Annotated in this window: 16 protein-coding genes and 3 pseudogenes; 10 read left to right on the top strand and 9 right to left on the bottom strand. The window is 57.2% G+C overall.

Features of this window, described 5'->3' with window-relative positions:
• Positions 1 to 118 precede the first annotated feature (118 nt).
• Positions 119 to 541 (top strand): annotated as a pseudogene (locus RQ479_RS13230) (3'(2'),5'-bisphosphate nucleotidase CysQ); the annotation flags it as partial.
• Positions 542 to 832: 291 nt separating this feature from the next.
• On the opposite strand, the gene RQ479_RS13225 reads toward RQ479_RS13230, so the two are convergent.
• Positions 833 to 2419: an adenylate/guanylate cyclase domain-containing protein gene (locus RQ479_RS13225; protein ID WP_376705404.1), complete on the bottom strand. Its 1587-nt coding sequence runs from the start codon at positions 2417 to 2419 to the stop codon at positions 833 to 835.
• Between the two features lie 327 nt (positions 2420 to 2746).
• Between RQ479_RS13225 and RQ479_RS13220 the strand changes: the two are divergent.
• Positions 2747 to 2969 (top strand): annotated as a pseudogene (locus tag RQ479_RS13220) (hypothetical protein); the annotation flags it as partial.
• 39 nt (positions 2970 to 3008) lie between these two features.
• Here RQ479_RS13220 and RQ479_RS13215 read toward each other — a convergent pair.
• A complete protein-coding gene (locus RQ479_RS13215; protein WP_376706085.1) occupies positions 3009 to 3149 on the bottom strand; it encodes a hypothetical protein in 141 nt (46 codons plus the stop codon).
• On the opposite strand from RQ479_RS13215, the pseudogene RQ479_RS13210 reads away from it, so the two are divergent.
• A pseudogene (locus tag RQ479_RS13210) lies at positions 3087 to 3319 on the top strand (DUF6429 family protein). The gene RQ479_RS13215 and the pseudogene RQ479_RS13210 sit on opposite strands and share 63 nt — an antisense overlap.
• Positions 3320 to 3662: 343 nt before the next feature.
• Here the strand turns inward: RQ479_RS13210 and RQ479_RS13205 are convergent.
• The 7 genes from RQ479_RS13205 to RQ479_RS13175 all read right to left on the bottom strand — a co-directional run bounded on the left by RQ479_RS13205 (position 3663) and on the right by RQ479_RS13175 (position 11724).
• Complete coding sequence (locus tag RQ479_RS13205; RefSeq protein WP_376705403.1) at positions 3663 to 4211, bottom strand: class I SAM-dependent methyltransferase; 549 nt, start codon at positions 4209 to 4211, stop codon at positions 3663 to 3665.
• Positions 4212 to 4335: 124 nt separating this feature from the next.
• A complete protein-coding gene (locus tag RQ479_RS13200; RefSeq protein ID WP_376705402.1) occupies positions 4336 to 5067 on the bottom strand; it encodes a hypothetical protein in 732 nt (243 codons plus the stop codon).
• A 530-nt stretch (positions 5068 to 5597) separates the two neighbouring features.
• The gene (locus RQ479_RS13195; RefSeq protein WP_376705401.1) at positions 5598 to 6695 is read right to left on the bottom strand and encodes a cupin-like domain-containing protein; all 1098 of its coding nucleotides are present in this window, start codon (positions 6693 to 6695) and stop codon (positions 5598 to 5600) included.
• Positions 6696 to 6827: 132 nt separating this feature from the next.
• On the bottom strand, positions 6828 to 7040 hold the full coding sequence (locus RQ479_RS13190; protein WP_376705400.1) for a hypothetical protein: 213 nt from the start codon (positions 7038 to 7040) through the stop codon (positions 6828 to 6830).
• 44 nt (positions 7041 to 7084) lie between these two features.
• Positions 7085 to 8416 carry an HlyD family type I secretion periplasmic adaptor subunit gene (locus RQ479_RS13185; RefSeq protein WP_376705399.1) on the bottom strand — a complete coding sequence of 444 codons (1332 nt, stop codon included), beginning with the start codon at positions 8414 to 8416 and terminating at the stop codon, positions 7085 to 7087.
• Positions 8413 to 9930 (bottom strand): ATP-binding cassette domain-containing protein, encoded by a 1518-nt coding sequence (locus RQ479_RS13180; RefSeq protein WP_376705398.1) that lies wholly within the window; start codon positions 9928 to 9930, stop codon positions 8413 to 8415. The genes RQ479_RS13185 and RQ479_RS13180 overlap by 4 nt, the downstream gene beginning before the upstream one ends.
• A 186-nt stretch (positions 9931 to 10116) precedes the next feature.
• Positions 10117 to 11724 carry a hypothetical protein gene (locus tag RQ479_RS13175; RefSeq protein WP_376705397.1) on the bottom strand — a complete coding sequence of 536 codons (1608 nt, stop codon included), beginning with the start codon at positions 11722 to 11724 and terminating at the stop codon, positions 10117 to 10119.
• Between the two features lie 578 nt (positions 11725 to 12302).
• Between RQ479_RS13175 and RQ479_RS13170 the strand changes: the two genes are divergently transcribed.
• From RQ479_RS13170 to RQ479_RS13140, 7 genes are all read left to right on the top strand, one after another.
• Complete coding sequence (locus tag RQ479_RS13170; protein WP_376705396.1) at positions 12303 to 14453, top strand: ATP-grasp domain-containing protein; 2151 nt, start codon at positions 12303 to 12305, stop codon at positions 14451 to 14453.
• A gap of 46 nt (positions 14454 to 14499) precedes the next feature.
• A complete protein-coding gene (locus RQ479_RS13165; protein ID WP_292664018.1) occupies positions 14500 to 14955 on the top strand; it encodes a hypothetical protein in 456 nt (151 codons plus the stop codon).
• A 153-nt stretch (positions 14956 to 15108) separates the two neighbouring features.
• Positions 15109 to 16053, top strand: a complete 945-nt coding sequence (locus RQ479_RS13160; RefSeq protein WP_292664016.1) for a hypothetical protein — start codon at positions 15109 to 15111, stop codon at positions 16051 to 16053.
• 66 nt (positions 16054 to 16119) lie between these two features.
• Complete coding sequence (locus RQ479_RS13155; protein ID WP_376705395.1) at positions 16120 to 18474, top strand: CapA family protein; 2355 nt, start codon at positions 16120 to 16122, stop codon at positions 18472 to 18474.
• 613 nt (positions 18475 to 19087) lie between these two features.
• On the top strand, positions 19088 to 19513 hold the full coding sequence (locus RQ479_RS13150; RefSeq protein ID WP_376705394.1) for a hypothetical protein: 426 nt from the start codon (positions 19088 to 19090) through the stop codon (positions 19511 to 19513).
• A gap of 125 nt (positions 19514 to 19638) precedes the next feature.
• Positions 19639 to 20844, top strand: coding sequence for a TadE/TadG family type IV pilus assembly protein (locus tag RQ479_RS13145; RefSeq protein WP_376705393.1), 1206 nt, complete (start codon positions 19639 to 19641; stop codon positions 20842 to 20844).
• Between the two features lie 490 nt (positions 20845 to 21334).
• A complete protein-coding gene (locus RQ479_RS13140; RefSeq protein ID WP_376705392.1) occupies positions 21335 to 23974 on the top strand; it encodes a caspase family protein in 2640 nt (879 codons plus the stop codon).
• The last annotated feature ends 587 nt before the right edge of the window (positions 23975 to 24561 follow it).

Below are 24561 nucleotides of genomic sequence, written 5' to 3'. Positions count from 1 at the left end.
CGTGAGCGCTGCAGTCGCTCGCGACGCAGAGCGCAAGTGTCCCCTTACCGACTTGTCGCGCTCCCGTTAGTGTGTCGCGGGATGCTGCCGAGCAGTTCGTTAGAAGTGGTGTACGCGTCCCGGCACCGGCCGCTTCGTACCCGGCCAGCAGGGCAGGGCAGCGGCCATTGAGATCAATAACGGCGACGAGAGGGCCGGGTTGATGCCGCTGACCTTAGTGGCCAACCGATCCACAACACGCCGGAGACAAAAGCTATATCGTATCCGTGCGCTGGGCGCTGGCCAGATCGTCTCGGTCGGCTCGTCGTTGCAATGTTGAGATCTGTCTTATCGCCGGCCCCGAGGCGGGTGCGTATCCGAGCTTCGGCCGCAGCATGGAATGGGATACTGCCGCGGGTGACGCGGTGCTGCGCTCTGCCGGCGGCATGACGCGCAAGCTGGATGGTGCGCCGCTCGCCTACGGCAAGCGCAACCAGAGCGACGACGAGGATTTCGCAACCCGCATTTTATCGCCAGCGGCAAGGCTGCTGGATCTGGCTAGGCGATGACTGCGCAACCAAGGGAACGCGTCAGACATGGTCAGTGTTCTTCGCTCGTAGGACTTATCGCGACGAAAGCGCAGGTCCGGGCCCATGGGTGAAGATAATGATTACGGTAACTATGGCCGCGATCTCAGGTACTGATCGAAAGCTGTAGACACCACGTAACGATCCCCATCCGGCCTGCTGCACGCGAGGCAGCGTCCGTTTCAGCCGACCGGCGGCGCATGGGACGGCGTTGAATCCGACTTTATGTGGCTGGCCACGGTCCAGATTGCATCAGGTTAAAGAAGCTAAAATGCGGCGGGCTTGCTTCGGATGGTTAAGGCCACGAGCGCCTCCGAAAGTCGTTTCTTCGCCCGCTCGACCCCGTTCTCGTCGATTGCCTCAACATCGAGGAACAAGTCGAGGCCAGTCGCGTGCTCGCTGATGACCTGAGGGCGCTGGGCGAGTTCACCCAGGAGGCCCTCGACTTCGTAGGGGACAACCTCCCGGCTGATCCCCTTCATGGCAATCGGTGCTAATGGACGCGCCCGGACAAGGTCGCGCACGAGCGCGTAAGTCTCATAGCTGAGGCAGATGCCGCCGGGCTCGGCAATCGACTGCAGACGGGCCGCCAAGTTCGCCTCGGCTCCGATGATGGTGTAGTCCATCCGATCATCGGAACCGAAGTTCCCAACATTGCAATAGCCCGTGTTGATGCCCATGCGAGCTCGGAAGGGCCGTTCAACTCCGCGGTCACGCCACACCCTGTTCAACTGCTCCACCCGACGCTGCATGTCGACAGCCATGCGCAAGCAGGCTCTCGCGTCTTCCTCGATGCCTTGCGTCTCGGGGTCTCCGAAGAACACAAGAAGGGCGTCGCCGATGAACTTGTCGACGGTGCCGCCGTGTTTGAGCGCGATCGTCGACATCTCGGTGAAGTACTCGTTGAGGAGAAGCGTCAAGTCCTCGGGCTGGAGCCGTTCCACGATCGCGGTGAAATCCTTGACGTCGGAGAAAAAGATCGTGAGCTTCTTGCGCTCGGTCGCGATGGTGACGTCCTTCTGGCCGCTGAAGATGCTTTTGTAAATTTGAGGCGAAAGGTATTTGGCGATCTTCAATGAGATCGCGGCCAGGAAGTCATTTGCCTCGGAAAGCTCCTTGTTGATGCCCTGAATCAACGCGGACTGCCGACGCTGCAGGAGAATGAACGTCAGGCCCGCCGCCGCCGCGAAGCCGAAATATAGGAGCAGATATTTGAAGGTGAGGACGTTCGCAGCGATAGGCTGATTGACTGATATCTCCTGGATCCCTCGGACATCCCCTACCTTCCAGTCAGTCTTGGGGCTGTCCGGGTGTGAGTTATGGCAGGTCACGCAGACTTGTCCCATTACAACAGGGGCCGCGGCGCGGACCTGCCGGTCAAACAGTGAACCCGAGACTTCGATGATCGGCTCCTTCGGGTTGGCTCGCAAAGCAACGATTGCATTCCGCTCGAATACATCGAGCTGGTGGGGGGCGCGACCTTTGAAAGGCAGATCCGAGACGAACCGATATTTGACCGACGCGTCGTGAGCGCTGATGCGCTTGCCGAGTTCGATCGAGAGGGTTGCTGGAATAGGGATCGCACCTGGCACGTCCCGGTAGTTGTGCGTCGCAGTCACGGCGCCGTCTGCTTGCAGCACGCGTCCCACGACGTCGCTGCCGTAGAATCCGCGCATTTCGTCGATGACCCGGCTGATTTCGCTGGCTTGCCTGCGCAGCATCCGTTCCGATAGGTCTCGGAGGTCGAGCCAGGCTGCGACGGGCAGACCGATAAGGCCGATGACCACTGCCGCCACCAGAAGCGGTCCCATGGTGCGCTGCTGACGCGCAATCTGTTCACCCAGTCCAGCCATTGTGCAAGCGCCCGGCCGCCACAGTATCTGGACTATAGCTCATTCCTGGCACGGTACTAGAGTCAGTCTTGGCTCGATGAAAACACGTCAGCCCTGCAACGTCGGATCGACCTTGAGCGGTTGTTGCTAAGCCCCGGCCCTCACAGCGGATTTCGCATTCTGGCGCCAGACGGGCAGTGAATCAGTGAAGGGGATGTCGCAAAGCCGGTTGTGGCCCGGAATGCGCTCCGCGATAACCGCTCAGGGGTCAAAAATTCACCTCTGGCAAGGTTGAGACTTCTGCGGCCGGAGAGCGCGTCGGAAAAGAACGTGTCTCGCGAAACGCCCCCGCCTTTCGGCCGCATTATGGAATGGGATACCGCGGCGGGTGACGCGGTACTGCGCAATGCCGGCAGCATGACGCGCACGCTCGATGGTGCGCCGCTCGCCTGCGGTAAGCGCAACCAGAGCGACGACGAATCCGCATTTCATTGCCAGCGCCAAGGGCTGCCACGGCCGCTTAGGCACCATGATAAACTCGGATCCCATCCCGACTCGTCCCCCCAAATGACGCCGTCGCGCATGCGACGCCTAGGTGAAGCATCTATTTTCAGGCGAACCGTTGCGCGAGGAATAACCCTACGGTGTGGATCATGGCAGCGACGCCTTCGCGTGTTAAACTGCTTGCATGGAGATCGACACCGACAAGATCGACGATGCCGTTCTGGGCCTGCTTTGGCTGACGCTGCATGAAGAGAGGCGCGCCTGGAAGGGTTGGATTGGAATGCTCTGGATCGCTTGCACGAGAAGGGGCTGATCGCGAATCCGGCAAACAAGGCGAAGTCAGTGGTTCTGACAGATGAAGGACTGCGGCGTGCTGAGGAGCTATTCCGATCTCTGTTCACTCGCCCGGCGCCTTGAGCCAGAGCGCTGGACGGGCGCCTGCGAGCTGATAGCGCACATGGTTGAATTTCGACACCGGTGGCGCGCTGACCGCAGGCGGGACGGCCAGTGCTCTCGCCGTGACGGCCAAATTGGTATTCGTCACCTACGCCAACGGGCGCATCCAGTCTGTTAAGGCAGTGGCAGAGAACACCGCAGCCGCGGCCCTCATATCAACGGCATTGCCGCGAGGTCCATCCGCAAGATGCTTTCTGCCGGCGAATCGGCGTTGCCCGGGCCGAGTTGCAGGCAGGCAGCGGGTCTGCGCCCGCTGCTGGCACATGGGATGTTGAAGAGGCAGACTACCACAAGCTATGTGTCATCATGGCTGCGGATTTCCGAAGGCAGGTTTCTCAAGCACGAGCACATGACTACCAAGAGGCGATGTGTGAGTGCTCTTGACCTGGAACCCCTCGTCAGAAAGCGTTTCGATAAAGTCGCCATCCGTTCCCGGCGGAACGCGGGCAACAACGTTTGAGGTGCGCCTCACAATATTGGAAAGCACCTTACGCGCCTTGCCTGGGCCGATGTTGCGCTGCATGTGCTGATAGACGGCCAGCAGCAGGATGATGTCGTATTTCGGTAGAAGGATATTGCCGAGGCGCCGGCTGCCAAGATTCAGACGATCGAACCGGGCATGTACCGGGGAGCCGCTCAATAACATTTTTGCAGTCTCGATGTGCGGCTTGGCAATGTCGATCCCGTGGATCGAGCTGGGTTTCAGCTTGGATATCTCATAGGCGACAACACCCATATTGCAGCCAACATCGAGAATGGATTTTCCGGCGTAGTCGACCTTGGCGGAGAATAGCCCGTCCAGTCTGTCGTCCCACGTTCCTGCAAAACCCCTTTTGAATCTTGACCACCACAAATCATCAGCTCCTTTGGGAAGAGCCCCCTTGAGCGCCTCCTACCACGAGAGAATTAATGGTCGATACCCATTCAACTGGAATTGATCACATTGACGAACCAAGGCAGGGACGTGTGCGGCCGCGTCACAATCCCATCACCTTGAGTGCCGCGGGAACCGGATAGCGGGTGCCGTTATAGTGCAGCCGGTAGGTCCGTTTCACAGGCTTGCCGGGATGGGACTGGCATTCGCCGTCCTGGTCGGGGGAGGGATTGTCGGTATCCGTCCGCTCAACCGCGGTGATGTCGTGATAGCCATGATGGCTGGCCGGGCTTATCGCCAGGCTGACCTGGCTGGAACGAAAGGATCCGGCGCAACTGCCATCGCTGTCGCCGCCAGAGACGTCCACCACGAGGCCGTCGAGCACCACGTGGAGTTCACCGCGGGCGAGAGCGTAGAGCCGCAGGTCGGCCTCAGTGAAGGGAGCGGTCAGCGAATGGTGTGCCATTTCGATGCGCAGGCCGAATGCGGTGACATCGGGGGCCAGTGCATAACGGCCGGTGTCGAATTCCACCTTTTCGATGACAATCATGTCATCGGTCATCAGACCGGGCTGGAGCAGGCGCTGGCGCACCCGCAGGCTCTTCCTCTCGACGACCAGAAGCTCGATATCGCCGACATGCAGGTGGTCGCCGTTAGCGCTGTCAATCAGCGGCACTGCGACCAGTAGCAGGTCGTCGTGGGCGGGCCAGATCTTGCAGACCAGGCCGAATGGCGCCTCGCTCGCCGGGAGCGTTGAGGCGATGCTGACATGCGGTTCAAGCATGAACGAGGTGCCGTCGGCGCTTTTTCGGGCCTTGGGATAGGCCTGCTGCACCAGCGCGGCAGCATCACCGCAATCGCCTGCCGCGGCCCTGGCCGGCGACAGGCTGGTCAGGCAGAGGCCTAGGAAAAGGAAGAGGGTACACGACAGTATTCGCATGGGGTTCTCACGTCGCAGCGCCGATGCCGGCAGGCATGTCTACGCGAGGTTGGTGGCGGCGCACAGGGCCTAACGGAAGCCGCAGCTAACGCCACGTCGATGAAATGCTGAATCGAGAGAGCTCGTTTGAGAGTTTGAGACTTTCAAAATCCGGCACTAACTGCCGAATTCTAACGGCTACGTGCCATACGACGCCGGCCCAGGGGCTGAAACCCGATCGTCGGCGGACCGAGACGTGTGGCTTGGGCGCCGTGACCGCCCACCTCCTCAAGGACGGGATCGGTGACGGCCGAGATAAGGTCCGGCGAGACATCGATGCCCGCCCGCCGTCCCCTCCTCAGCTTGTCGCAGGATGAAGGCGCCTCCGAAAACTTCAACTCAGTGGAAAATTCCAGCTCAGAACGGTCCGAAATCCGGGATGCAGGTCAGTCCCGAACAGATAGTTCAGCCGCGGGATGCGAGAGCGCCTCAAACTCTGCCTTCGTTAGCTCTTGCTCGGTCTGAAGCCACCGCGCCAACAGGACTCCGAAACCTTCGGGGATCCGCAACGCCTTTGCTTGGTCTCGCCCCGACTGCGCCAGGAATGCGCACCATTGATCGTATTCCGTTTTGCCGGTGTCGCTCTTCCACTCAACATAGGCATACTGGGCCACAGTCTTAATTTCGTGGCTGGGGATCGGTTCGATGCGGTAACGGTATGCGCCCTGCAGGACCTGATAACCGAATACAAGCAGAGCGCCGGCCCAGTCCAGCGCACTCCGTTTCAAACGCCGGTTGATGCTGACGGAGAATCCCTCGGTTTCAACTTCGTGCCACCAATGTACGGGCATGTACAAAACGTCACCTGCATTCAGTACGGCAATCTCTCCATGCAGTTGCTTCAACAACGGGAACTGGTCAAAATCGGGATTATTCAGATCCACAAGCGCTCGCCTGGGCTTGTCGGCCGTCTTTTCATGCTGCGGATAGATGAAACTATAATCCCAAGGGGGGAACATTTTTACCGCTTTTGTCCCATGTAGCTGCACCAGGAATGCGTACCAATGATCATAATGCGCCTTGGCGGTAACCCCTTCGGAAGCAACATAGGGAGACGAGCCAACGAACTCCAGGTCGCTTGGCCAGGGCAATGCTTCCAGAAGACTGCTCGGGACTTTCCCACCAAACATGTAGTAGCGCTCATTTGCGTCGATCAGTGGTCGCCATTTACCCTGGCCTAGGATCCGGTCGAACAACTCGCGAAAGGTCATTTCGTGGGTCATTCCGCTCTTGCGCAAGACATAGGATGCAGTGGAAACCGTGGCATCGTCCCCTGGAATCACCGTAACCTGCCCGGTATTCCGCGCCCATTTAGGGTCATCCAATCCCCAACCGTCGGAGGCTGAAACCCAGCCTCGAACAACAAACGGCCGATCTTGCCGGATTGCCGTGGAGATTTGCCTGCTGTCAATCTCCTCGATCGGTTTCAATTCAAGCTTTGGCGCTTTGGGAGCTGTTTCAGCGAGTTTGGCGTTGCTGGCCATGTTCTGCACCCATATTGAGATGACCTTAATCAAAGAAATAGAACACAAATTGCGTTTCAGCTGGATGGTATGTGGCTGTCGGGGGCGATGTCGTCGTCCATTCGAATGGCAGCGATCCAGACACTATGGTGTTCAACAGCCGTGCTGATCGAGGAAAGCTGTCACCTGACAGCGCGACACGCCGCTGGTCTGGCAGAGTTTGGCGCTGTTTCCATTCCTTACCGTGAGAATGTCGAGTTCAGCCTGCGCATGCGCGGCGTCGACAAGGCCGAGCGGCGGCGACGCGTCGATAAGGTGGCTGGAGCGCATGCAGATCGGAGAGTTGCCGAGCGCAACGTTGCACATCTTTCGGGCGGAACTTCCAAGTCATTGTTTATTGCTCGGTCTCTTTATTCACGAAGGGCGCGACCCATAGCGGCGTAGACAGGAGCGCTGAGATATTCCCAGGCTGACCTCGCTCCAGTTTCGATCATGACCTGCGTGCTCATCCCAGCTTGCAATGCTACAGGCGCTGCTTTCAAAGACTCCGGTCTCAGAACAATTCGAACCGAATAGAAAGCTTGACCGGTCCGAGCATCAATTAGCCGGTCAGCGGAAAGAGTGCGAACGTCACCGCTCATCGGTTGCTGGTAGCGTCTGCTCACAGCGCTCAGCCAAACTGTCGCGTGCAGCCCTACTTTCACCTGGTCGACGTCGAGGGGATCAACGTTTGCGACAACAACGAAGTTGTCGTCTTGAGGGACGATGTCCATTAGCGGCTCTCCCGCCGCTACGACCCCCCCATTCGTGTGGACCTTAAGTCCCACTATGGTGCCTCCGATAGGAGCGCGTATCTCGGTACGCGTCGCCACGTCATCAGCAGCGGCCATTCGCTGCTCGTATTCGTATATTTTGGCGCGTGTTTCTCCTAGTGCCTCGACGATATCGGCCGTCGTCGAGGCGCTAAGTTCGGCGATCTTGAATCTCGTCTCCTCCATCTTTTGCTGGGTTGCGCCGATCGACGCTACATACCCGCTTAGGGCACCTCCCACGTCCGCCTTTTCCCTTTCCAAATCTATAAGGCGTGTCCTGACCACCAACTTCTTTTCATACAGGGCTCGGACATCACCTAGTTGCTCCTCAATTAGCTCGAGCTTCCGAGTAGCCGCTACGACTTGCCCTTCAAAGCCCTCGATCTCCTTTGCCATGCTTCCGGTTGCTTGCTGTAGTAGGGAGAGCTGCTCTCTGAAGAGGTTTTGACGTGTCCGAAAGACACTCTCCTGCCCGGAAACAGCATCCGCCGCCAATTTGCCGGACCCTTTCAATTCAGGCGGAATTTCGATCGAGTCCTTTCCATCTCTTTCCGCGACCAGGCGCGCTTCGGTAGCCTTCGCCTCGTACCACTGCGCCTTGATTTCATTTGCAGCTGCCTTCGAAGCGGTGCTTTGCAATCGTATCAACACCTGGCCTGGCGACACGCGATCTCCCTCTTGAATTAATATCTCCGATATGATGCCGCCTTCGAGGTGCTGAACTGTCTTTACGTTTGAAGCAACATTCACCACCCCGGTGGCCAAGACCGCACCCTGGATGGGTGCCGCAACAAGCCACATGCCGGTCACGGTGGAGAAGGCTGCGACTATCGCGACACCAAAGATCACCAAACGCCTACCAAACGGCGGCGGATCTTCGGCTTGCTGGGTGCCGGGGTGTTTGGTGCCAAGGGCGAGCGAAGCTATCACTTAATGCTCCGCAATTCAGTTTTCCCGAAGCGAGCGGGACGAATGGAACCTTCGGTAAGCTCGGGCGATCGACCTCCCAGGATCAGCGACCTATCAACTAGTCCGGCGAGACGGTTGGTCTGTCCGGACATGGTGACGATTACCGAGCTTCCTGCATCCTTCATAAGCCTAATCGCCGACTCAAGGGTCTTCTTCGAGGCGGCGTCCAAATTAGCGAAGGGTTCGTCCAAGACAATAAGTCTCGGTGCGCGAAAGAGTGCGCGGGCAAGGGCTACTCGCTTCCGTTCACTCCCGGACAGGCCGACCGAGTCGTTAAGCAAAGTGTCATAGCCCTGGCCCAGACGAATGATAACTTCGTGTATTCCGGCTATTTTTGCTGCCGAAACCACGTCGTCGATAGAACTTTGTTGAAACCGCGCAATATTTTCCGCGACGGTTCCCTCGAACAGTTCAACGTGCTGAGGTAAATATCCAATCGCTCCAGCTCTAATATAATCCGGAAGCCTGGTTATGTTCATGTCTCCCAATCGGATCTGACCGGTGCGGGGCTTGAGCAAACCAATGAGAAGACGAGAAAGCGTTGTCTTGCCGGTGGCTGCACGTCCTATGACCAGCAGCAATTCCCCACGAGCCAGAGAGAGCGACAGCTTCTTAAATATGTCTGCTCGCGATCCAGCATGCCTAAATGTAACTTCATCGAGAACTAACGAGCCTCGCGGCGTTCCAGGAAGCAGAGATGGCTCTACGTCCAACGGTTTGGCAAGTTCCGCCTTGATCTTGGAGTATCCCTCCCGCGCTTCGATGAGGCTTCTGAGCTCCCGAACTGCCCTTTCCACCATTCTGTAAGCAAAGCTCGCAATAAGCCGAGCTGCGAATACGCCTCCCAGGGACGCCGAATCGTTTAGGAACAGCCAGATGCCCGATGCCAATAGAATTATGTAAACGCAACGGTTCAGCGCCCGGATCGCTGCATCAAGGCTCGATCCTCTGGCATTAAGCCGCTCCCGTTGCAAAAAGCCATCGACTCTGTTCCTACCCCAGCGACCGGCGATCGCGTCGGCCATTGCGAAGGCGCCGACGACGTCTTTATGCCTTTCCGCTGAGATCAATACCTCTTTCGCCTGCTTGGCAGCTTCACGTTCAGCTTGGCGAGGCTCTTGTGTGACCTTTTCTTTGAGCATGCTCATAGCTATCAGCAAAGCCATGCCTGCCAACGCGATCACGCCGAGAACAGGATGGATCAAGTATACACATAACAGGAAAATGGGAGCCCAGATCACGTCCAGCCAAGGAGCTAGCCCTCGCTCAACAAAGCTGGAGACTTTCTCGATACTGGTCAGAAGCGGCGGATTGGGGACGCCTGCCGTCAATCCGGCTTTCACGGACTGGGTGGTCAAGTGGTGCTCGATCCAAACGCCCCAGCGGGAAAGCATGCGACGACGAATGGCTTCCAGCACGACGCCGGTTACCAGAGCGACCAAGGCGGCCAAGGTCAGAATGACAAGGGTTTCCACGCTGCGGCTGGAAATGACCCGGTCGAATATTTGTATAAAATAAAGCGGCCCAGCAAATCGGAGCACGTTGATACAGACGCCAAAACCCACAACCGCGGCAAGGCCAGGGATTGACCTTCGCCACATTTCGCTGAGGGGGGCACTGTACCGCCGCCTGCCTCGTGTTCTCACCAAGGACACCGTCTTTCACGCCCGCCCAAGCGGGGCATGCTGGTCGACACCCTCGTTGAAAATCCCTGAGAAGTTCATGATCATCTCGTCCAAATCGTCATGAGGGCTGAACGCAGGCCCTGTATGAACATTTTGCTGATCAACTGCCTGCAACATCGACCAAGCTCCGCTCACGAGATTATCCATTCGGGTGGCGGACAGAGGAGGGCACCCGAGGGCTTGGACCAGGCTGCCCAGGGATGACTTGAGGGCCCTAGGGGTTTTTGCCACCACTGCCGCTTCGATCAATTCAGCCGGCGCCTGAATCGACATAAATAAGGGGTTCGAGCCAGGCGATAGCATCTCGGGCAGAGTGACTGAGACGCTCCCAAAGGGACTGGGCCATGTCGCCCTGCTGTCGCCGCCGGGCCTCGGACTAGGTGTTTCTCCCAACTCTGCCTGAACCAGTTCGTGCGCGAGTTTTCCCAGAAAATCAATTCGCAGCTGGGAAGAATGGGCTCGACCCTGGCCGAGGGCCACCATTGGATTTGGGGCGTCAGCAATACGCCGAAGATATGGGTTATTACCCTGCCCGTTAGCTAATTTTTCAGAAGCGCGGGCCTTTAGAACGGGGCTGAGCGCCCCATCCTGGAGCTCCCATGGGGAATAGACATGCAGGCCTGTGGCTTCCTCAGCCTCCCTCACACCCAGCGGCGATCGGCCGATCCTGCCGCTAATTGCAAGTACCTTGTGGCCAGCAGCGCGGAGGGTATCAACTCCATACTTTGCGCCCATCGCGTCATAAGAAGCGAAAATGGCGCCGAGAGCCATGTTACGAAATGATTCAGCCAGAATTAGCTCGGAAGTTTCCTTCTGCTGCAGCCCGTCGGCGATCTCGATAACGGCGACATCACATCCATTTTCAGCGGCATGGTTCAGTAGGCGGAACGCGCCCTTTTCGATCAATTCTACAGGGGCTAAATACGTCGTTGCAAATCCTGCATCTGTGAAATCAAGAACAATGTCGGCTCCGGCATCCCGTACAATCCAGGTGTCGCCACCCGAGCCGGTTCCAGTAATTTTCAGTGCCGCGACCTTCAGTCCCGCCTTTTTGAACCCTCGGACCAATGACGTTGCCGTCAATGTCTTGCCGGCGTTCATTGACGTCCCAAGCGACAGAACAATCGGCAGGGAAGGGGGCAAATCGTCGGAGCTGACCTTGTAATCCCACACGTTCAGCCGGCGACCGAATTTGTCGCCAATAAGGCCGAGAGGGGTGATCTTGGTTGGCGCCAGCATCCGAGCATGTCTGGAAAGCTCACATGCCGCGATGCCGCCCCCCGCTACTAAGTCGCACGGCCCCAGATCAGGGCCTATGACAGCCTCGAACTGGTCAGGAGCGTACCTGTTTCCATAACAGAGGATTATCTCATCTCCGGGAAACATGATCGCTTTTCGCCCGCAAAGGAGCTCCAATCTGCTGTGATTGCCGAGTTCATCAACGCGCGCCAAAACAAGATCGCCAGCGACGGGCTGTATAGGTCCCGTGACGAGTGTGCGCATGTGAGATGCGGCGACCCGGCGGGTGGCGAATGCTCGTTTAGCTCTCTTAAGGCGCCCGCGCTTAATTCTTGAAACGGACATGAAACTCCCCCCAACTTATACTCGGATGGCATTTAGAGTCTTTTTCTGTTCAATGTTGCCAGATAAGTCTTTTTGATACTCCTGTCTGCTTACAATAGATTATTCGATAACCAATATGATTAGATAACTAGCATTAGATGCCTAAAATACATCCCCAAGCTGACGACTTTCAACGGCTAATTAACACTATATTGTCTGGATCTCTGCCATTCGAATGCATGACGACATCTCCCCGCGAGGTCACATACCATCCAGCTGCATTGTCCGGATCAGGCCGGCGGGAAATCCACCAGTCTTTCAAGAGAATAAGAACGCGACTTCCGGATGCTGCGGCCGTAGCGTTTAGGCCGACTGAACGCGGGGGATCAGATATAAAGCGTGCTTAAATGTGGTGGAATGCGCCACATCTTCGCCCCTTCACATCGGGTCTTGCCGAAGCCGCTCATGCCCATCGATGCGGTGCCCGTTTCGAGATGCATTTGAAGTGGCTGCAGCGGAAGCGTGGTCAGGAAGTCTGTATTGTGGGAGACGGTCGAAAACCAGGCGGAGCGTGAACATCCGGGGGCAAAAGTGGGGTTATGGTCAGCCTATCTGAAGCGTTGGGAAAAATCGAGATTACCAGTTTTAAGGTGCTATCGGGCCTTAATGTGCATAGCACGAACACGGTGGTCAAATTAACCCTGGATATCGGGCGGCTAGCAGTCAGTCGCATCTCTGATTTTCCTGCGCTGGGTCGCTCAGCGCTGTCCGAAATGTTTCCCGGCTGTACACAAGACGCTTTGGTCCCTCGGTACATCGCCGATGCCATCCTGTCCGCCGATCTTGAGCTTCGCCGCGCGATGAATTTCTATTCGTTTTCGCCGGTGGCGTCGCTAGTAGGCAGTCCGTCCGAAAGCCATATTGCAATCGTTTGGGAGTCGGATGACCCGCAGATGTCGCGCGCGGCTGCTTCGGCCGTCGTTGAAGCGATTGGTGAGGCGGCGCGAGGCGAGGAAGGGGGGCCGAAATACACTCAGGCTCGAGAGCTGAACCTGGAAAGGGCGAACAAACGGCGTCTTTCAAATTCGACCGCTGTGCTGGTCGCTGCAGCTAAGAGAAATCGCATCCCGTTCGAGTTCGTTGCCCGTAATCACCTTCGTCTTGGCCAAGGCAAGCACCAGAAGCAGCTGTTCTCGACGATATCAGGTTCTACATCGTTTGCGTCGGCGAAGGTGGCCTTGGACAAAAGGCTGGGCAACAGACTTTTGGCGCAAGCGGGGATCCAAGTACCCCGTCAAATCACCGTTCGCACCAAATCTGAGGCAGTCGCTGCCGCCAAACAGCTCGGTAAGACCGTGGTCGTGAAACCGGCTCAGGGAAATCAGGGGCGGGGGGTTTCGGTTAAACTGCGGGGACGCCGTGCAGTTGAGGCGGCATTCGACATAGCGCACGATATCCCCCACTCAGAGCGGTATGGCGTCTTGGTTGAGCAGTTCATCGCCGGCCCGGAATTTCGGGCGACAGTCGTTGACTCTCATCTCGTGGCAGCGGTCATGTGTTGCCCGCCTCAAGTCGTGGGCGACGGTGAAAAAACGATACTTGACTTGATTCATGATTTGAATCGGGAACCGGACAGAGACGGGAGGCGTCTTTCGACTGTAGAAATTGACGATGAGCTGCTACGGCACCTAGCCTTGCATCGTCTTACGCTGGAGTCCGTCCCAATTTCCGGGCAACCTTTGGTTCTCCGGCCTACCGGTCACCTCGCCCGCGGAGGCGTCCCGGTCGATGTTACAAGCTCCGTTCATCCAGATAACATGCAACTATGCGAGCGCATCGCCAGGGTCATTGGCCTCAGTATTGCCGGGCTAGATCTCATCATGCCCGACATTGCAAGATCTTACAAAGAGGTCGGATGTACTGTCATCGAGGTAAATGCACGGCCGGGGATCGAGTTTCATCTTTGGCCGCGAGCGGGGGTCTCGAGAGATGTGAGCGAGGTCATCCTGGCCAATATGTACAATGAGCCGGGCTCGTCGGAAATTGCCACCGTACTCGTCATTGGCGATCGACACACAGGTATGGTGGCGACAGCAATCGATCACCGCTTCCAAGCGGAAGGGCGAAGAGTTGGTCTCTTGTCGAAAAGAGGCGCTTACATCAACACGGTACCCCAGGAATTTGGCCGGCGGACAACGCCCCAAATGCTGGCCAGAGACCCGTTCCTGGAAGCTCTTGTTTATGCAGCCTCTCCGGACAGACTTTGGGCGAGCGGTCTTTGTCTGGGTGCTTGCCGTGCGGTCTCAATGACTCCAACAGATGCAGATCATGGTACAGTTCTCGAAGATCTCACTCAGCGGGTGCTGCAGCGAGGCAACCAGGGCTATTTCATTGTCGATAGCGAAGATGAATGGTCTCGCCGTGCACTGTCGACTTTGCCGATCACACGACTAATATTGGTCAGTGCCGAGCCTGATATTGGTACCGGTCTACGTCGGCACCTACAGAGTGGCGGCTTGGTTCTAGCTTTGAGATGGAGCGCTGACGGATCGGGTGCCAAAATGGCGCTCGTGTCGAGATCTGGTGAGCTAGCCGCGGAACCCGTCACATCTATGTCACTGTCGCGGCCACCGCAAGTAAGGGCTGCCATGCACGCAATGGCAATGTCGTATTTGGCAAAAAAGGATGGCTGGTTCGATGAAGTGGCCCCGTTTCCTTCGGCTCGGCCCGAGACGAAAGACGTTCAATAGCAGTTATGATTTTATCGATTCTGCTGAAGCAAAGGAGAGTAAGATTATGGATACTGTTTCGTCAACTGCCACACCGAGTGTTTCGCTAAGTGATGCGGCGACACTCGTTGCTTTGACCTTGAAACGCACCACAAACAAAGCGGGACAGCCGCGAACCCGTGCAAGAATGTCGTACAAGACATTCAGGCGCCTAACTGGACGGCGTGTTGGCGGGCAAGCCTTCGTGAGAGGCTTCACAGAGGAATTGTCGAAGCTGGGCTGGCTGATGTTCCGTATGCCATCGGCTTACGGCTTTGTGCGCGCCGCCTCCCTCGACAAGTGGCATCTCACAAAATCGAATATGGTCGCGGAAGAACTTAAGGTGATTAAGGAGGGATCTGCAGCGAAGGCATTAGAAAGCGCTCGGCAAGAGCTCAATGAGCCAGATGACCTCAACAATTTGGCAACCAGCAACAATGAGCCAACCCCACGGAAGGGGCAGAGGGCAAGCCGGTCGGCATAGAGCGAATAGACGTGTTTCGTTGGGAGGTGTTGATCTGTGCCGGACCCTGCAGTCGAGCTGAATACATTCGCAGATACAGACGAATTTGACACTATAAAACTGTTCATTTCGGAGTTCCGTAAGCTGGGACTGCGAACCCGGAGGCGGGGACCAATGCTCATCGCTTCCAGCGGGACTCAGAAATGCCTACTGGTGAAAGAGGAAACCAGCTTCACTGCCCTTACTGCGTACCGCATGCTAAAGGATAAGAGACTGGCACGAGCGGCATTCAGGCAAGCGGGGGTAAGCTTCGCCGATGGCAAGGCCTTCGGGATCCGCAACAAAGAGAGCGCGCGCCAAAAAGTCGTTGAATTCGGAACAGCTGTTGTGAAGCCTTCCGATGGAAACAAGGGGCGTGGCGTTTCCGTCAACGTGACGCCAGAGACATTTGAGGTGGCGTGGAGCGCCGCGCTGCAATTAGCATCGAGTCATATTCTAGTAGAAAGGTGTTTTACGGGTAACGAAGCCAGGTATTTAGTGGTCGACGCACAATGCGTCGCGGTTTCGATGCGCACCCCCCCCTTTCTGATAGGCGATGGGTTCAGAACTGTCAGCCAACTCATTGATGCCAAAAACGATATCCGTTCGAAAAACCCTCATCTCGGGAAGCGGCCAATATTCCTGGATGATTATAGAAAGGTGATACTCAGATCACAGGGATTTGAGCCGGACTCTGTACCGGCCCAGGATCAAAGGGTCACCTTGGACTGGAAAAGCAACGCATCAACAGGTGGCGAAACTACGGAAATGACGAATCGCGCTCATCCCAGCATGAAACGCATCGCGGAACGCGTAGCGCGCGCTATTCCCGGACTTCACGTTGGCGGCATCGATATATTGTGCACGGATCATATGAGCGAAGCCGAGCCGCAGAACTACATCGTCGTCGAGGCCAATACGCGCCCTGACCTCGGATTACATCTCTTCCCAATGTACGGTCGACCTGTAAACGTTTGCAAGCTTATTGCAGAGAGCTGTGTCAGACATATGGGATTTAGCGGCGGCTGCGTCGGCGATGATCATTATGGACGAGTAAACGGCGCCAATGCCGTCACCTGATCGGAAGCCTAAGTGGCGCACCTGGTTTCGGTTGGTAGCCAGCGATATCCGCAAAGGAACTGCAGCTTGTCCGGGGAAATAGATATGGCGACTGGGTCTGTTTATGTTTGGGAGTCTTGCGATTCAGACTTTACTGGCGGCCGGGTGAGCCTAAGCGAAGTCGAACTGCCCCATCTCGACCGAGACGCCGAACCGCCAAGGGGCCTGCGCGGGCAGTACGTGGACGTCATTAGCAATGGTTTCTTGCCCGGATCGTCAGTTGCCGAGACGCAGTGGCCAACCGGCGAGATGGGCGAGGCACTGCCCGATGAGCACGGCAACTATGTTTTCAAACCTTTTGGCGGCGGAATTCTTGGTGAGGAGGCGGATTGCGAAGCTGCCGCTCGCTTTGGCCAGGTTAATGTTTACTTTCACGTCTCCTTGATGGCTCGGCGCATGAACGAAGCGCTGCGTTCGCTTGGCGAGAGCCCCTTGCCCAAGGTCAGGGCGATCCTCAATGCGCACCGAGCGACGCAACGGAGAGGTAACCGGAATCTGCCCGAGGATACGATTAGGTATGTGCCAGTTCGAGGGGTCAAATACCGGTATCCTGCAAGGATGGAAAATCTCGATGATTTTGCCATTCCCCTTTGTGGGGAATTGCTGTTTGGACCGGGGAATACGGTCACCACGGACGGGTGGCTAGCAAGAATTGCAGGCGGCGCTTACCTCTGCGACCCCTCCCACAATGCCAGCTTCATTTATCAGGCATTCGGACTTCACGTGGTGCGTCATACCGCCGATATCCAAAGTGATAGGCTGCACGCACCGAGTGCCAGTTTTAGCAGGCCTGGACCCCTTGAATACGCCTTGAGTATGTACTTGGCGGCCTCGATGCTCTCAACGCCCTACTTGTGGTGTTGGCATCTCCGTCATGATGCAGAGTTTATACCATCGAATAGTCTTGCCAATGACTCCCGCATGGACGATGGCGCCGTGCCGCCACCGGAGGCGCTGGTCACGCAGGTTATGGCGGGGGCAATCTGGGACCTGCACACGGCCTTTCCGGGAGACAAACTTACCTGCCTTTCGTTAGTCGTTGCTGCCCTTATGACGCTGGGGCGACTTTCTGATAGCCCATACGCCCCTTCCCGAATTCGAACTCGCACCGTCAGGTCGTCTCCGGAGAACTTTACCTCATGTCTGCTTTACGCAGACCGAACGAGATTCGGTGGTCGTTACGAAGCGCTGATCCGAAATGTATTTCAAAGGCGCGGGATAGGTTTTAATTCTTCGACGGTTGATGCGTTGCTATCACCGTCAGTTCCGTCTCTCCCTTATCGCCTCGCGGAGTCTGAAAAAGTACAGCGCCACGTGGCAAAAATTCGTGAAAAGTTTGCAGAGGTCATAATTCCGGATGACGTCGATCTGATAGATCCGGACCAACTTGACCTATTCCTCTCCTCGTCGGCCGGCGGCCCTTACAACCTGGCGGCAGTTGGAGACCTCATGACGGGAATGCGAATGCGACATCGTATCCGGAAGTTCGGCCCCGAATATCCTTTCGCCTGGGTGAAGCCGATCCTACGGCGCTGCGCCTTGATAACAGGAAACCTCGAAGGGCCGTTCTCCTCTAATTCCGACAAAGCAGAGACCACTCGGAACTACTCATATAAGGTCGACCCCAAGTCAGCCTCTGTCTTGCGCCGTGCTGGCTTCGCTGCGTTGACCATCGCAAATAATCACGTTCAAGACTGTGGCCGAGCTGGCGTTCTTGAGACGCTCGACACTTTGGAGCGACACTCCATCAAATCGTACGGCGGTGGCCGGGACCAGGCTACCGCGCACGATCCAGCGATTTTTAATGGCGTGGATGTCCGCATCGGGCTTCTCGGATACTACTGGAACCGTCGAACCGCGGCTCGGGGCGACCTGCCTGGCTCCGCACGAGATCTGCCCGAACTCGTCGAGAGGGACCTCGCACGACTGCGTCCGCTGGTCGATCGGATCGCGGTGATGGTGCATTGGGGTATACCGTACCAGCGTCAACCTACCGAGGACGATCGCATGAAAGCGCGGCAATTTATCGACCTGGGCGCTGATGCAGTCATAGGCCATCATCCTCACATCCTCCAGCCGGTCGAAATCTATAGAGGCAGGCCGATATTATATAGCGTTGGAAACTTCGCGTTTGGATCTGGAAACAGCAAGGGTGAGTGTATTTTGCCCTGTTTTCACTTTGGCATAGAGCAAATAGATTTAGACATTTATCCCGTCTACGTTCAAAATCGGGATCCTCGCCTCAATTACCAACCAAAGGTGATGGGGGGAGCGGCTGGCCGCGAGACAATCGACCGGTTGCTCGCGATGTCGCCTGGACTCGCCGATGTGGTCGCAGGCGTCCAAGATAAATGTCTTAGATTGTCTATTCCCGCGTGCTGAGGTGAATGGATGCGCGTCAATGTTTAGCCAGGCGGGTCGAGCCCTTTTGCCCAGGGAACCGCATCTGCTGAAACGAATTCTTACCGATCGGGCGTCTTTATTTGTTTAGAATTCGCTAATACGCTAGCACTAGTGGCTGATCATCATGGAGCAACAGGTGCGATTCTTAATCCGTCTGTTAGTCGCAGCCGTCCTGGGCTGTGCCTTGATGCACTCAGGCCAGGCTCTTGCCTGGAAAGTAGGCAATGGTTCAACTTCAGCAACTATCAACGGCACGAAGTTGACGGTATACACCTATCATCCACAGAATTGTGCCAATCCGTCTATCCTGTTCGTTTTCCATGGGCTGAGCCGAACCGCCTCATCCTACCGAGATTACGCGCGGCCTCTTGCGGATCGAAATTGTCTGATTGTCATCGCACCGCTTTTCGACCTGGAGAGGTTCCCAGGCTGGAGCTATCAGCGGGGAGGCATTGTCAACTCGGGCACAATCCAACCTCGGGACCGGTGGACTGTCTGGTACGTAAAGGGACTAGTAAATTGGGCCAGGGCTCGAGAGGGGCTGCCGACTGCGCAGTACTACCTGTTTGGGCACTCCGCGGGAGGTCAATTTATGTCCCGTGTTGCCGCATTCGCCTTGTCGGATGCAAAGAGAGTGGTGGTAGCCAACCCGTCTACCTACGTATTGCCCTCGTTGGCGGAGGCCGCAGCCTACGGGCTGGGATGTCTCCCCTCGGGCTGCGTCTATACCGCGGATCAAGCCTCTCAGGAGTTGAAGGCCTATCTGGCTTTGCCGCTAACGATCTATCTGGGAGAGGACGACACAGGCGATGTCGATCTAAACGAAGGCGCGGCTGCTATGCGCCAAGGAGAGACGCGTTTGGACCGGGGGCAATTCACTTTCGAGCTTGCGCAGGCTGTCGCGACCGCTAACGGGTGGCCCTTGAACTGGCGTCTCCTGATTTTGCCGGGTGTCGGGCATTCCGCAAGGGACTTGTTGCAGTCCGATCAGACTGATCAAGCCTTTGGCCTCAAATGAGGAAACAGCAGCCAGTGTTTGTTTCCGCTCATATCAAGTCTTGAATCCATCGTTCGGCGAACGCTAATTTAGCGATATATAAACTATCGTCAACCTAGAGTGCTCTCCAGAAAGAGGGCATCTCCATGCCGAAACTGAAATATCTGCTGCTCAACCGGCGGGGGAACTTTGCTGTGGCAGCCGCCTTAATGGCTGTTCCTCTTGGCTTGGCCTTAGGCCTCAGTATCGACTTTACCAATGCCGTCATATGGAAATCCAAGTTGCAAGAAATAGCCGATTCGGCGGCTCTTGCCGCCGTCGAAAATCACGAAGGCAACAAAGAAGCCGTCCAGGTAGCGAAGGACTGGGCGTTTGCAAATCGCTCCTTTGCGATCGATCTCGCGGTCGACGCGAACATCAGCACGCCTGCCTATGCATTGCGGGAGGCGGTAGTCGAAATCTCAGCCAGAATGCCGACCCTCTTCATGAACCTTGCCGGAATTCAGACGATAGAGCTTCAAGTGGCGGCAACAGCTCGAAAATCTGCGCCAGATTACTGCATTTATGCCCTCGATCCGGACTCCGACGGGACCATGGCGGTGATTGGCTCGGGGGGGGTATCCGTTTCAAACTGCGGCGTTCAGGTGAACTCCTCGAGCGCGAACGCGCTGAGGCACGTTGGGACCGGAAAGATCGTCGCCGGAAAAATCTCGGTCGTGGGCGACTATCAAGGAGGCGGCTACAGCGTGGTACCGAAAACGAACCAACCTCTGCTAGCCGACCCGCTGGTCGACATACCAGAGCCTGTTCCTCCGAGAGGTTGTGATTATAACAACCAGATACTTTCCGGTGTTACTATACGGGCCGGTCGGGTGTTCTGTGGAAGCATCAGCTTTGACGGAGACGTGATTCTCTCTCCGGGAGTTCACTACTTTCACAAAGCGGTGGTGAGCGTCGATAGCAATGCGGATCTCAAGGGCGACGAAGTCACCATTTATCTTGACTCGGGGTCCAGCATGATTCAATCGCCGGGAAATGGTTCTGTCCGGTTATCGGCTCCCAAGGATGGAATCTATGCCGGGCTCGCTATATTTGGATCTCGCGAACTTTCGGACGCTACACCAGCGCTATCATTTTCAGGAAATAAGAATTACCGCATTGATGGAACAATATACTTGCCACGCCATCGAATTCGGATAAAGGGAACGCATGATTTCAAATTGATAGCCAAAATAGGTTGGATTGTCGCCTGGCAGTTCCTTCACACAGGTAATTCGAGCGTGAGCCTGGATATCTCGGGCACCCCCCCACCCAACGGTCTCGGAAATTCAGCAATAGTGTTGTTTCGGTAAGACGACAGGGGTGTGACTGAGCCTTGCGGCGAGTGCTGGCGCGCCCGTTATCAAGGTGGCGCACGGAAAGCTGCGTCTCCGCAGCGCGTCACCTAGCATGCTCCTCTGAGAATTCGGCGTTGCCTGGTTCAACGGTTCAACGACGACATCGCTTTTGAGATCGTCTGGTTGGGACCGATCATGATTTTGAAGACCGAAACCATCTGCTCGAAGGCTGGTTACCCATCCGTCGAGCTCAACGGCTCATGGTCGGGGAGATGGTTATGCAGCACCTCGCCAAGGTTTCGCTTGTCGAACGTCTGGCCACAGACAGCTGTGGCTGGACTGGTGGGGCTCGTAAGTTGCGCGTAGTCGACCCAGCCGAGCGACCAGGGATCGGAAGAGCACGCCTGGAGGTGTGACAGACGTTGCAGACACTCGGTCGCTGATGTAATTTAGCATTCGATCAAGTGAGGAATATGCCCGCTGTCGCGACGGCCTTTCTCTCTTTTTGTTTCGGCAGACTGCATGCTCTCTGACCGACCTTGCTACCACGTGCCGTGTTCTTGTGGGCGAGGCAACAGCGTTCAAGGGATTTGCCATGCTCCGACTTTGCGGAATCATCGCAGCCTTCCTCTTCGCGAGCTTCACGACCTTTGACGCTTGCGCCGACCGAAGGGTCGCCTTTGTCATCGGCAACTCGGAGTACCGACAATTTCCCGCACTCAAGAACCCGGCCAAGGATGCCGAGGACGTGTCCAAAACGTTTCGACTGGCAGGGTTCGAGGTCTTCGTCGCAAGCGATCTGACGAAGCTGCAATTCGAGGAGCAGTTCCGCAACTATCTTGCCGCCGCAGACGGCGCAGAACTGGCCGTCGTCTACTACTCCGGCCACGGTTTCCAGATCGGCGGCGAAAATTTTCTGATCCCGGTCGATGCCTCCTTGAAGCAGGCAGCTGACATCGAAGTCCAGGCCATCAAGCTCAACGATGTGCTGGAACAGTTACGCTCGAAATCAAAGATTCAGGTGATCATACTCGATGCCTGCCGCAACAATCCGTTTCCGCGCAAGAATTACTGGCTGAGGGACCAGCTCATCACTGCCGGCAATACGGGGCTCGCACAGGTGAGAAGCTCGCTGAACACCTTGATTGCCTTTGCCACCGAACCCGGGGCGGCGGCTTATGACGGCGCCGGCGAACTCAGCCCGTTTTCTGCGGCATTTTCCCGTCGCGCGCTGGCCCCGAACCAGGAGATCCGCACCGTGATGGCGGCGGTGCGCCGCGATGTGGTCGAGGCCACAAATGGCCTCCAAGTTCCCTGGGAAAACTCATCGCTCATCGACGAAGTCGTCCTGATGCGCCGCAGCAATCGACCATCGTTGCCGCCGGTGCTGGAGAAGGTCGTGCTTTCAGGAGTCGGACCCGTCGACTTGGGCCTGCCTGAACCCGTCGATGTCGATGGTGGCACGATTACCCTGAGCATCGAAAGACCGCCCGCTTTGGGGCGTTTGATGCTGGACGGCAAGCCTGTCGAGTTGGGCGTGCCGATCCAGGGCAAGGATCTGCCGCGTCTGCAGATGGATGTTCCCAAGGGGATCGCGCCGCAGGAAGAGGTCGACATGCTGGCCTATGCGACGCATGACAACTGGGGCGGCCAGACCCAAGGCATCGTCGTGTTTCGGGTCAAGAGCGGTGAAGGCGCGCAAGGCGAACAGATCATGGCTTCGCTCGAGGCCGAGCAGAAGCAGCAGGTGCTGGAGCGTGGCATTCATATCACCGGTGCGGCCGAGGCGATCGAAAACCGCGACATCGACGTTCCCGTGGGCGTGGGTCCAGTTGCGCTGAATCTGGATTTCCCGACCGATGATCCCGCCGTCAGCCTAAAAGTATCGAGTTATCCGGCAACGGGAACGCTCTCGCTGCCTGATCGAACCCTGTCGCCGCAGTCGCGCCTGATGGCCGGAGAGGTCGACCGACTGCGCTATGAACCGCAGATCGGCGCGGAAGCCAAGGTCGAGGTCGGCTTCGAAATCCGGGCTGACAGCAACTCATCAAAGCCCGCGACGATGAAACTGTCGCCGACGATCGATCCGTGCGACACGGCTGCCGGCGAACCTCTCGATCTGCAGGGCGTCACCCCCGGCCTGCTGCCGAATGAAATTGGCGCTAGCGCGGTGGAGCTTTGCGAGGCCGCGGTAAAGGCTTATCCCGAAGTCCCGCGCTTCCGCTATGAACTGGGGCGGGCGCTGCTTGCGGCAGGCAAGGTCGAAGAAGCCAAGACAGCCATCGAGGAGGCGGCCAGGAAGGGACATGTACGCGCAGTGTTCGAACTCGGCTACATGTTTGCGACCGGAACCGGGATGGCCCTCGACCGCACCCAGGCCAACGCCCTCTACGCGGCGGCCGCCGGCAAGGGCGATCCCTACGGAATGACGTCGTGGGGTCGCGCCTTGTTCAATGGCTATGGCGTCAAGCCCGACACCGGCAAGGGTTTGGACCTGCTGCTCAAGGCGGCAGCGATGGGGCACACCTATGCGATGAACGATCTGGCCGCGATCTTCACCGAGGGCCGCAACGGCGTAACCGCTGACCCGGCCCGCGCTGTTGCCTTCCTGCAAGCCGGTGTCCAGCGGCAGGACATGTATTCCATGAACCTGCTCGGGCGCAATTACTTGTCCGGGCAGGGCGTGGAGAAGGATCCCAATACGGCGCTAGCGCTGTTTCAGCAGGCAATCGATCTCGGCCAGCCCTATGCGCCTGGCAGCCTCGCACGCATGCATCGGGACGGTGTCGGTGTGGAACGGAGCCTCGCAGAAGCGCAAAGATTGTTCGAAATTGGGATCGCTCGGGGTGATCCGTCCGCAGCTTACGATCGAGCGGCCCTCGAAATGCAAAAGGGCGACAAGGCCGATCAGGCCCTTGCCGTGCGCTTCCTTGCACTTGCGGCCGCACTTGACGTGCGCAAGGAACTGCCGGACGCGCAGAGGACGCTGGCAAAGTTCGGACCGAAGCCAAAAACAGCGGCGTTGAGGCAGCTGCGACAGGAACTGAAATCGAAGCTTCCCGGCTCCGGTTCACAAGACACTCAACTGGTTAACGCGGCCAGACGAGTCTGGGAAGAAGCCAATCCGCGTCGGGACTTGTTTTGACCAAGGAGGAGACAATGGCGGGCAGAGTATTGAAACAAGCAATACTTGGAACAGCGTTATCCGGCTTCTTGGCGGGTCTCATGGGCTGCACTTCCCTGGTTCCGAGAGTTGAACCGACGCCGCTGGTCGAAACGCCCCAGCCGAAGATTCTCCGCCGGGTGCCTCCGCCGAAGGTCGTCAAGCCCGTTCGCAAACAAAAAACCGGGAAGAAAGTAATTATACCGGTTGAGGACGAGCCTGTTCCCGCGCCTGTCATTCCTTCTGGTGGCGGTGGCGGTGGAAGCGGGGGAGGCGGCTGGGGTTGATCAGGTCAGACTGAAGAAGGATTGCACGAGCCTAGCGTCCGATGGCGCTTTCTGATCCTACCAGACTTGCCAGTCGTCATCGACATCCCGCCGAACACGACAAAAGACAGCAGGGAGAACCGGCCTTTGACGGAAATGCTGCCGCCTAGACGAGATTGGCCGGCGCCCGTTTGGGAGCTCGGGGGCGGGAGGCGCCGGCCGTGCGGACATCAGGTCCGCCGCCCGGAGAACTTAACAGCGCCCACGCTCGCGCCTATGGCGTTATCGCGGAAGGCCGGACGG

The organism is Mesorhizobium sp. ISC25 (genome assembly GCF_042295465.1).
In the GTDB taxonomy this organism is placed as follows: Bacteria; Pseudomonadota; Alphaproteobacteria; order Rhizobiales; family Rhizobiaceae; genus Mesorhizobium.
The sequence above is the reverse complement of the archived record's forward strand: the minus strand, read 5'-3'. Positions and strand labels throughout refer to the sequence as shown.

Bases quoted from the DNA above. Each gene is read 5' to 3' on its own strand.
- RQ479_RS13215 (WP_376706085.1), bottom strand. From the start codon at position 3,149: ATGCAGCGTCAGCCAAAGCAGGCCCAGAACGGCATCGTCGATCTTGTC.
- RQ479_RS13190 (WP_376705400.1), bottom strand. From the start codon at position 7,040: ATGTGCAACGTTGCGCTCGGCAACTCTCCGATCTGCATGCGCTCCAGC.
- RQ479_RS13195 (WP_376705401.1), bottom strand. From the start codon at position 6,695: ATGGCCAGCAACGCCAAACTCGCTGAAACAGCTCCCAAAGCGCCAAAG.
- RQ479_RS13170 (WP_376705396.1), top strand. From the start codon at position 12,303: ATGGTCAGCCTATCTGAAGCGTTGGGAAAAATCGAGATTACCAGTTTT.
- RQ479_RS13175 (WP_376705397.1), bottom strand. From the start codon at position 11,724: ATGTCCGTTTCAAGAATTAAGCGCGGGCGCCTTAAGAGAGCTAAACGA.
- RQ479_RS13150 (WP_376705394.1), top strand. From the start codon at position 19,088: ATGTCCCGTGTTGCCGCATTCGCCTTGTCGGATGCAAAGAGAGTGGTG.
- RQ479_RS13145 (WP_376705393.1), top strand. From the start codon at position 19,639: ATGCCGAAACTGAAATATCTGCTGCTCAACCGGCGGGGGAACTTTGCT.
- RQ479_RS13225 (WP_376705404.1), bottom strand. From the start codon at position 2,419: ATGGCTGGACTGGGTGAACAGATTGCGCGTCAGCAGCGCACCATGGGA.
- RQ479_RS13165 (WP_292664018.1), top strand. From the start codon at position 14,500: ATGGATACTGTTTCGTCAACTGCCACACCGAGTGTTTCGCTAAGTGAT.
- RQ479_RS13160 (WP_292664016.1), top strand. From the start codon at position 15,109: ATGCTCATCGCTTCCAGCGGGACTCAGAAATGCCTACTGGTGAAAGAG.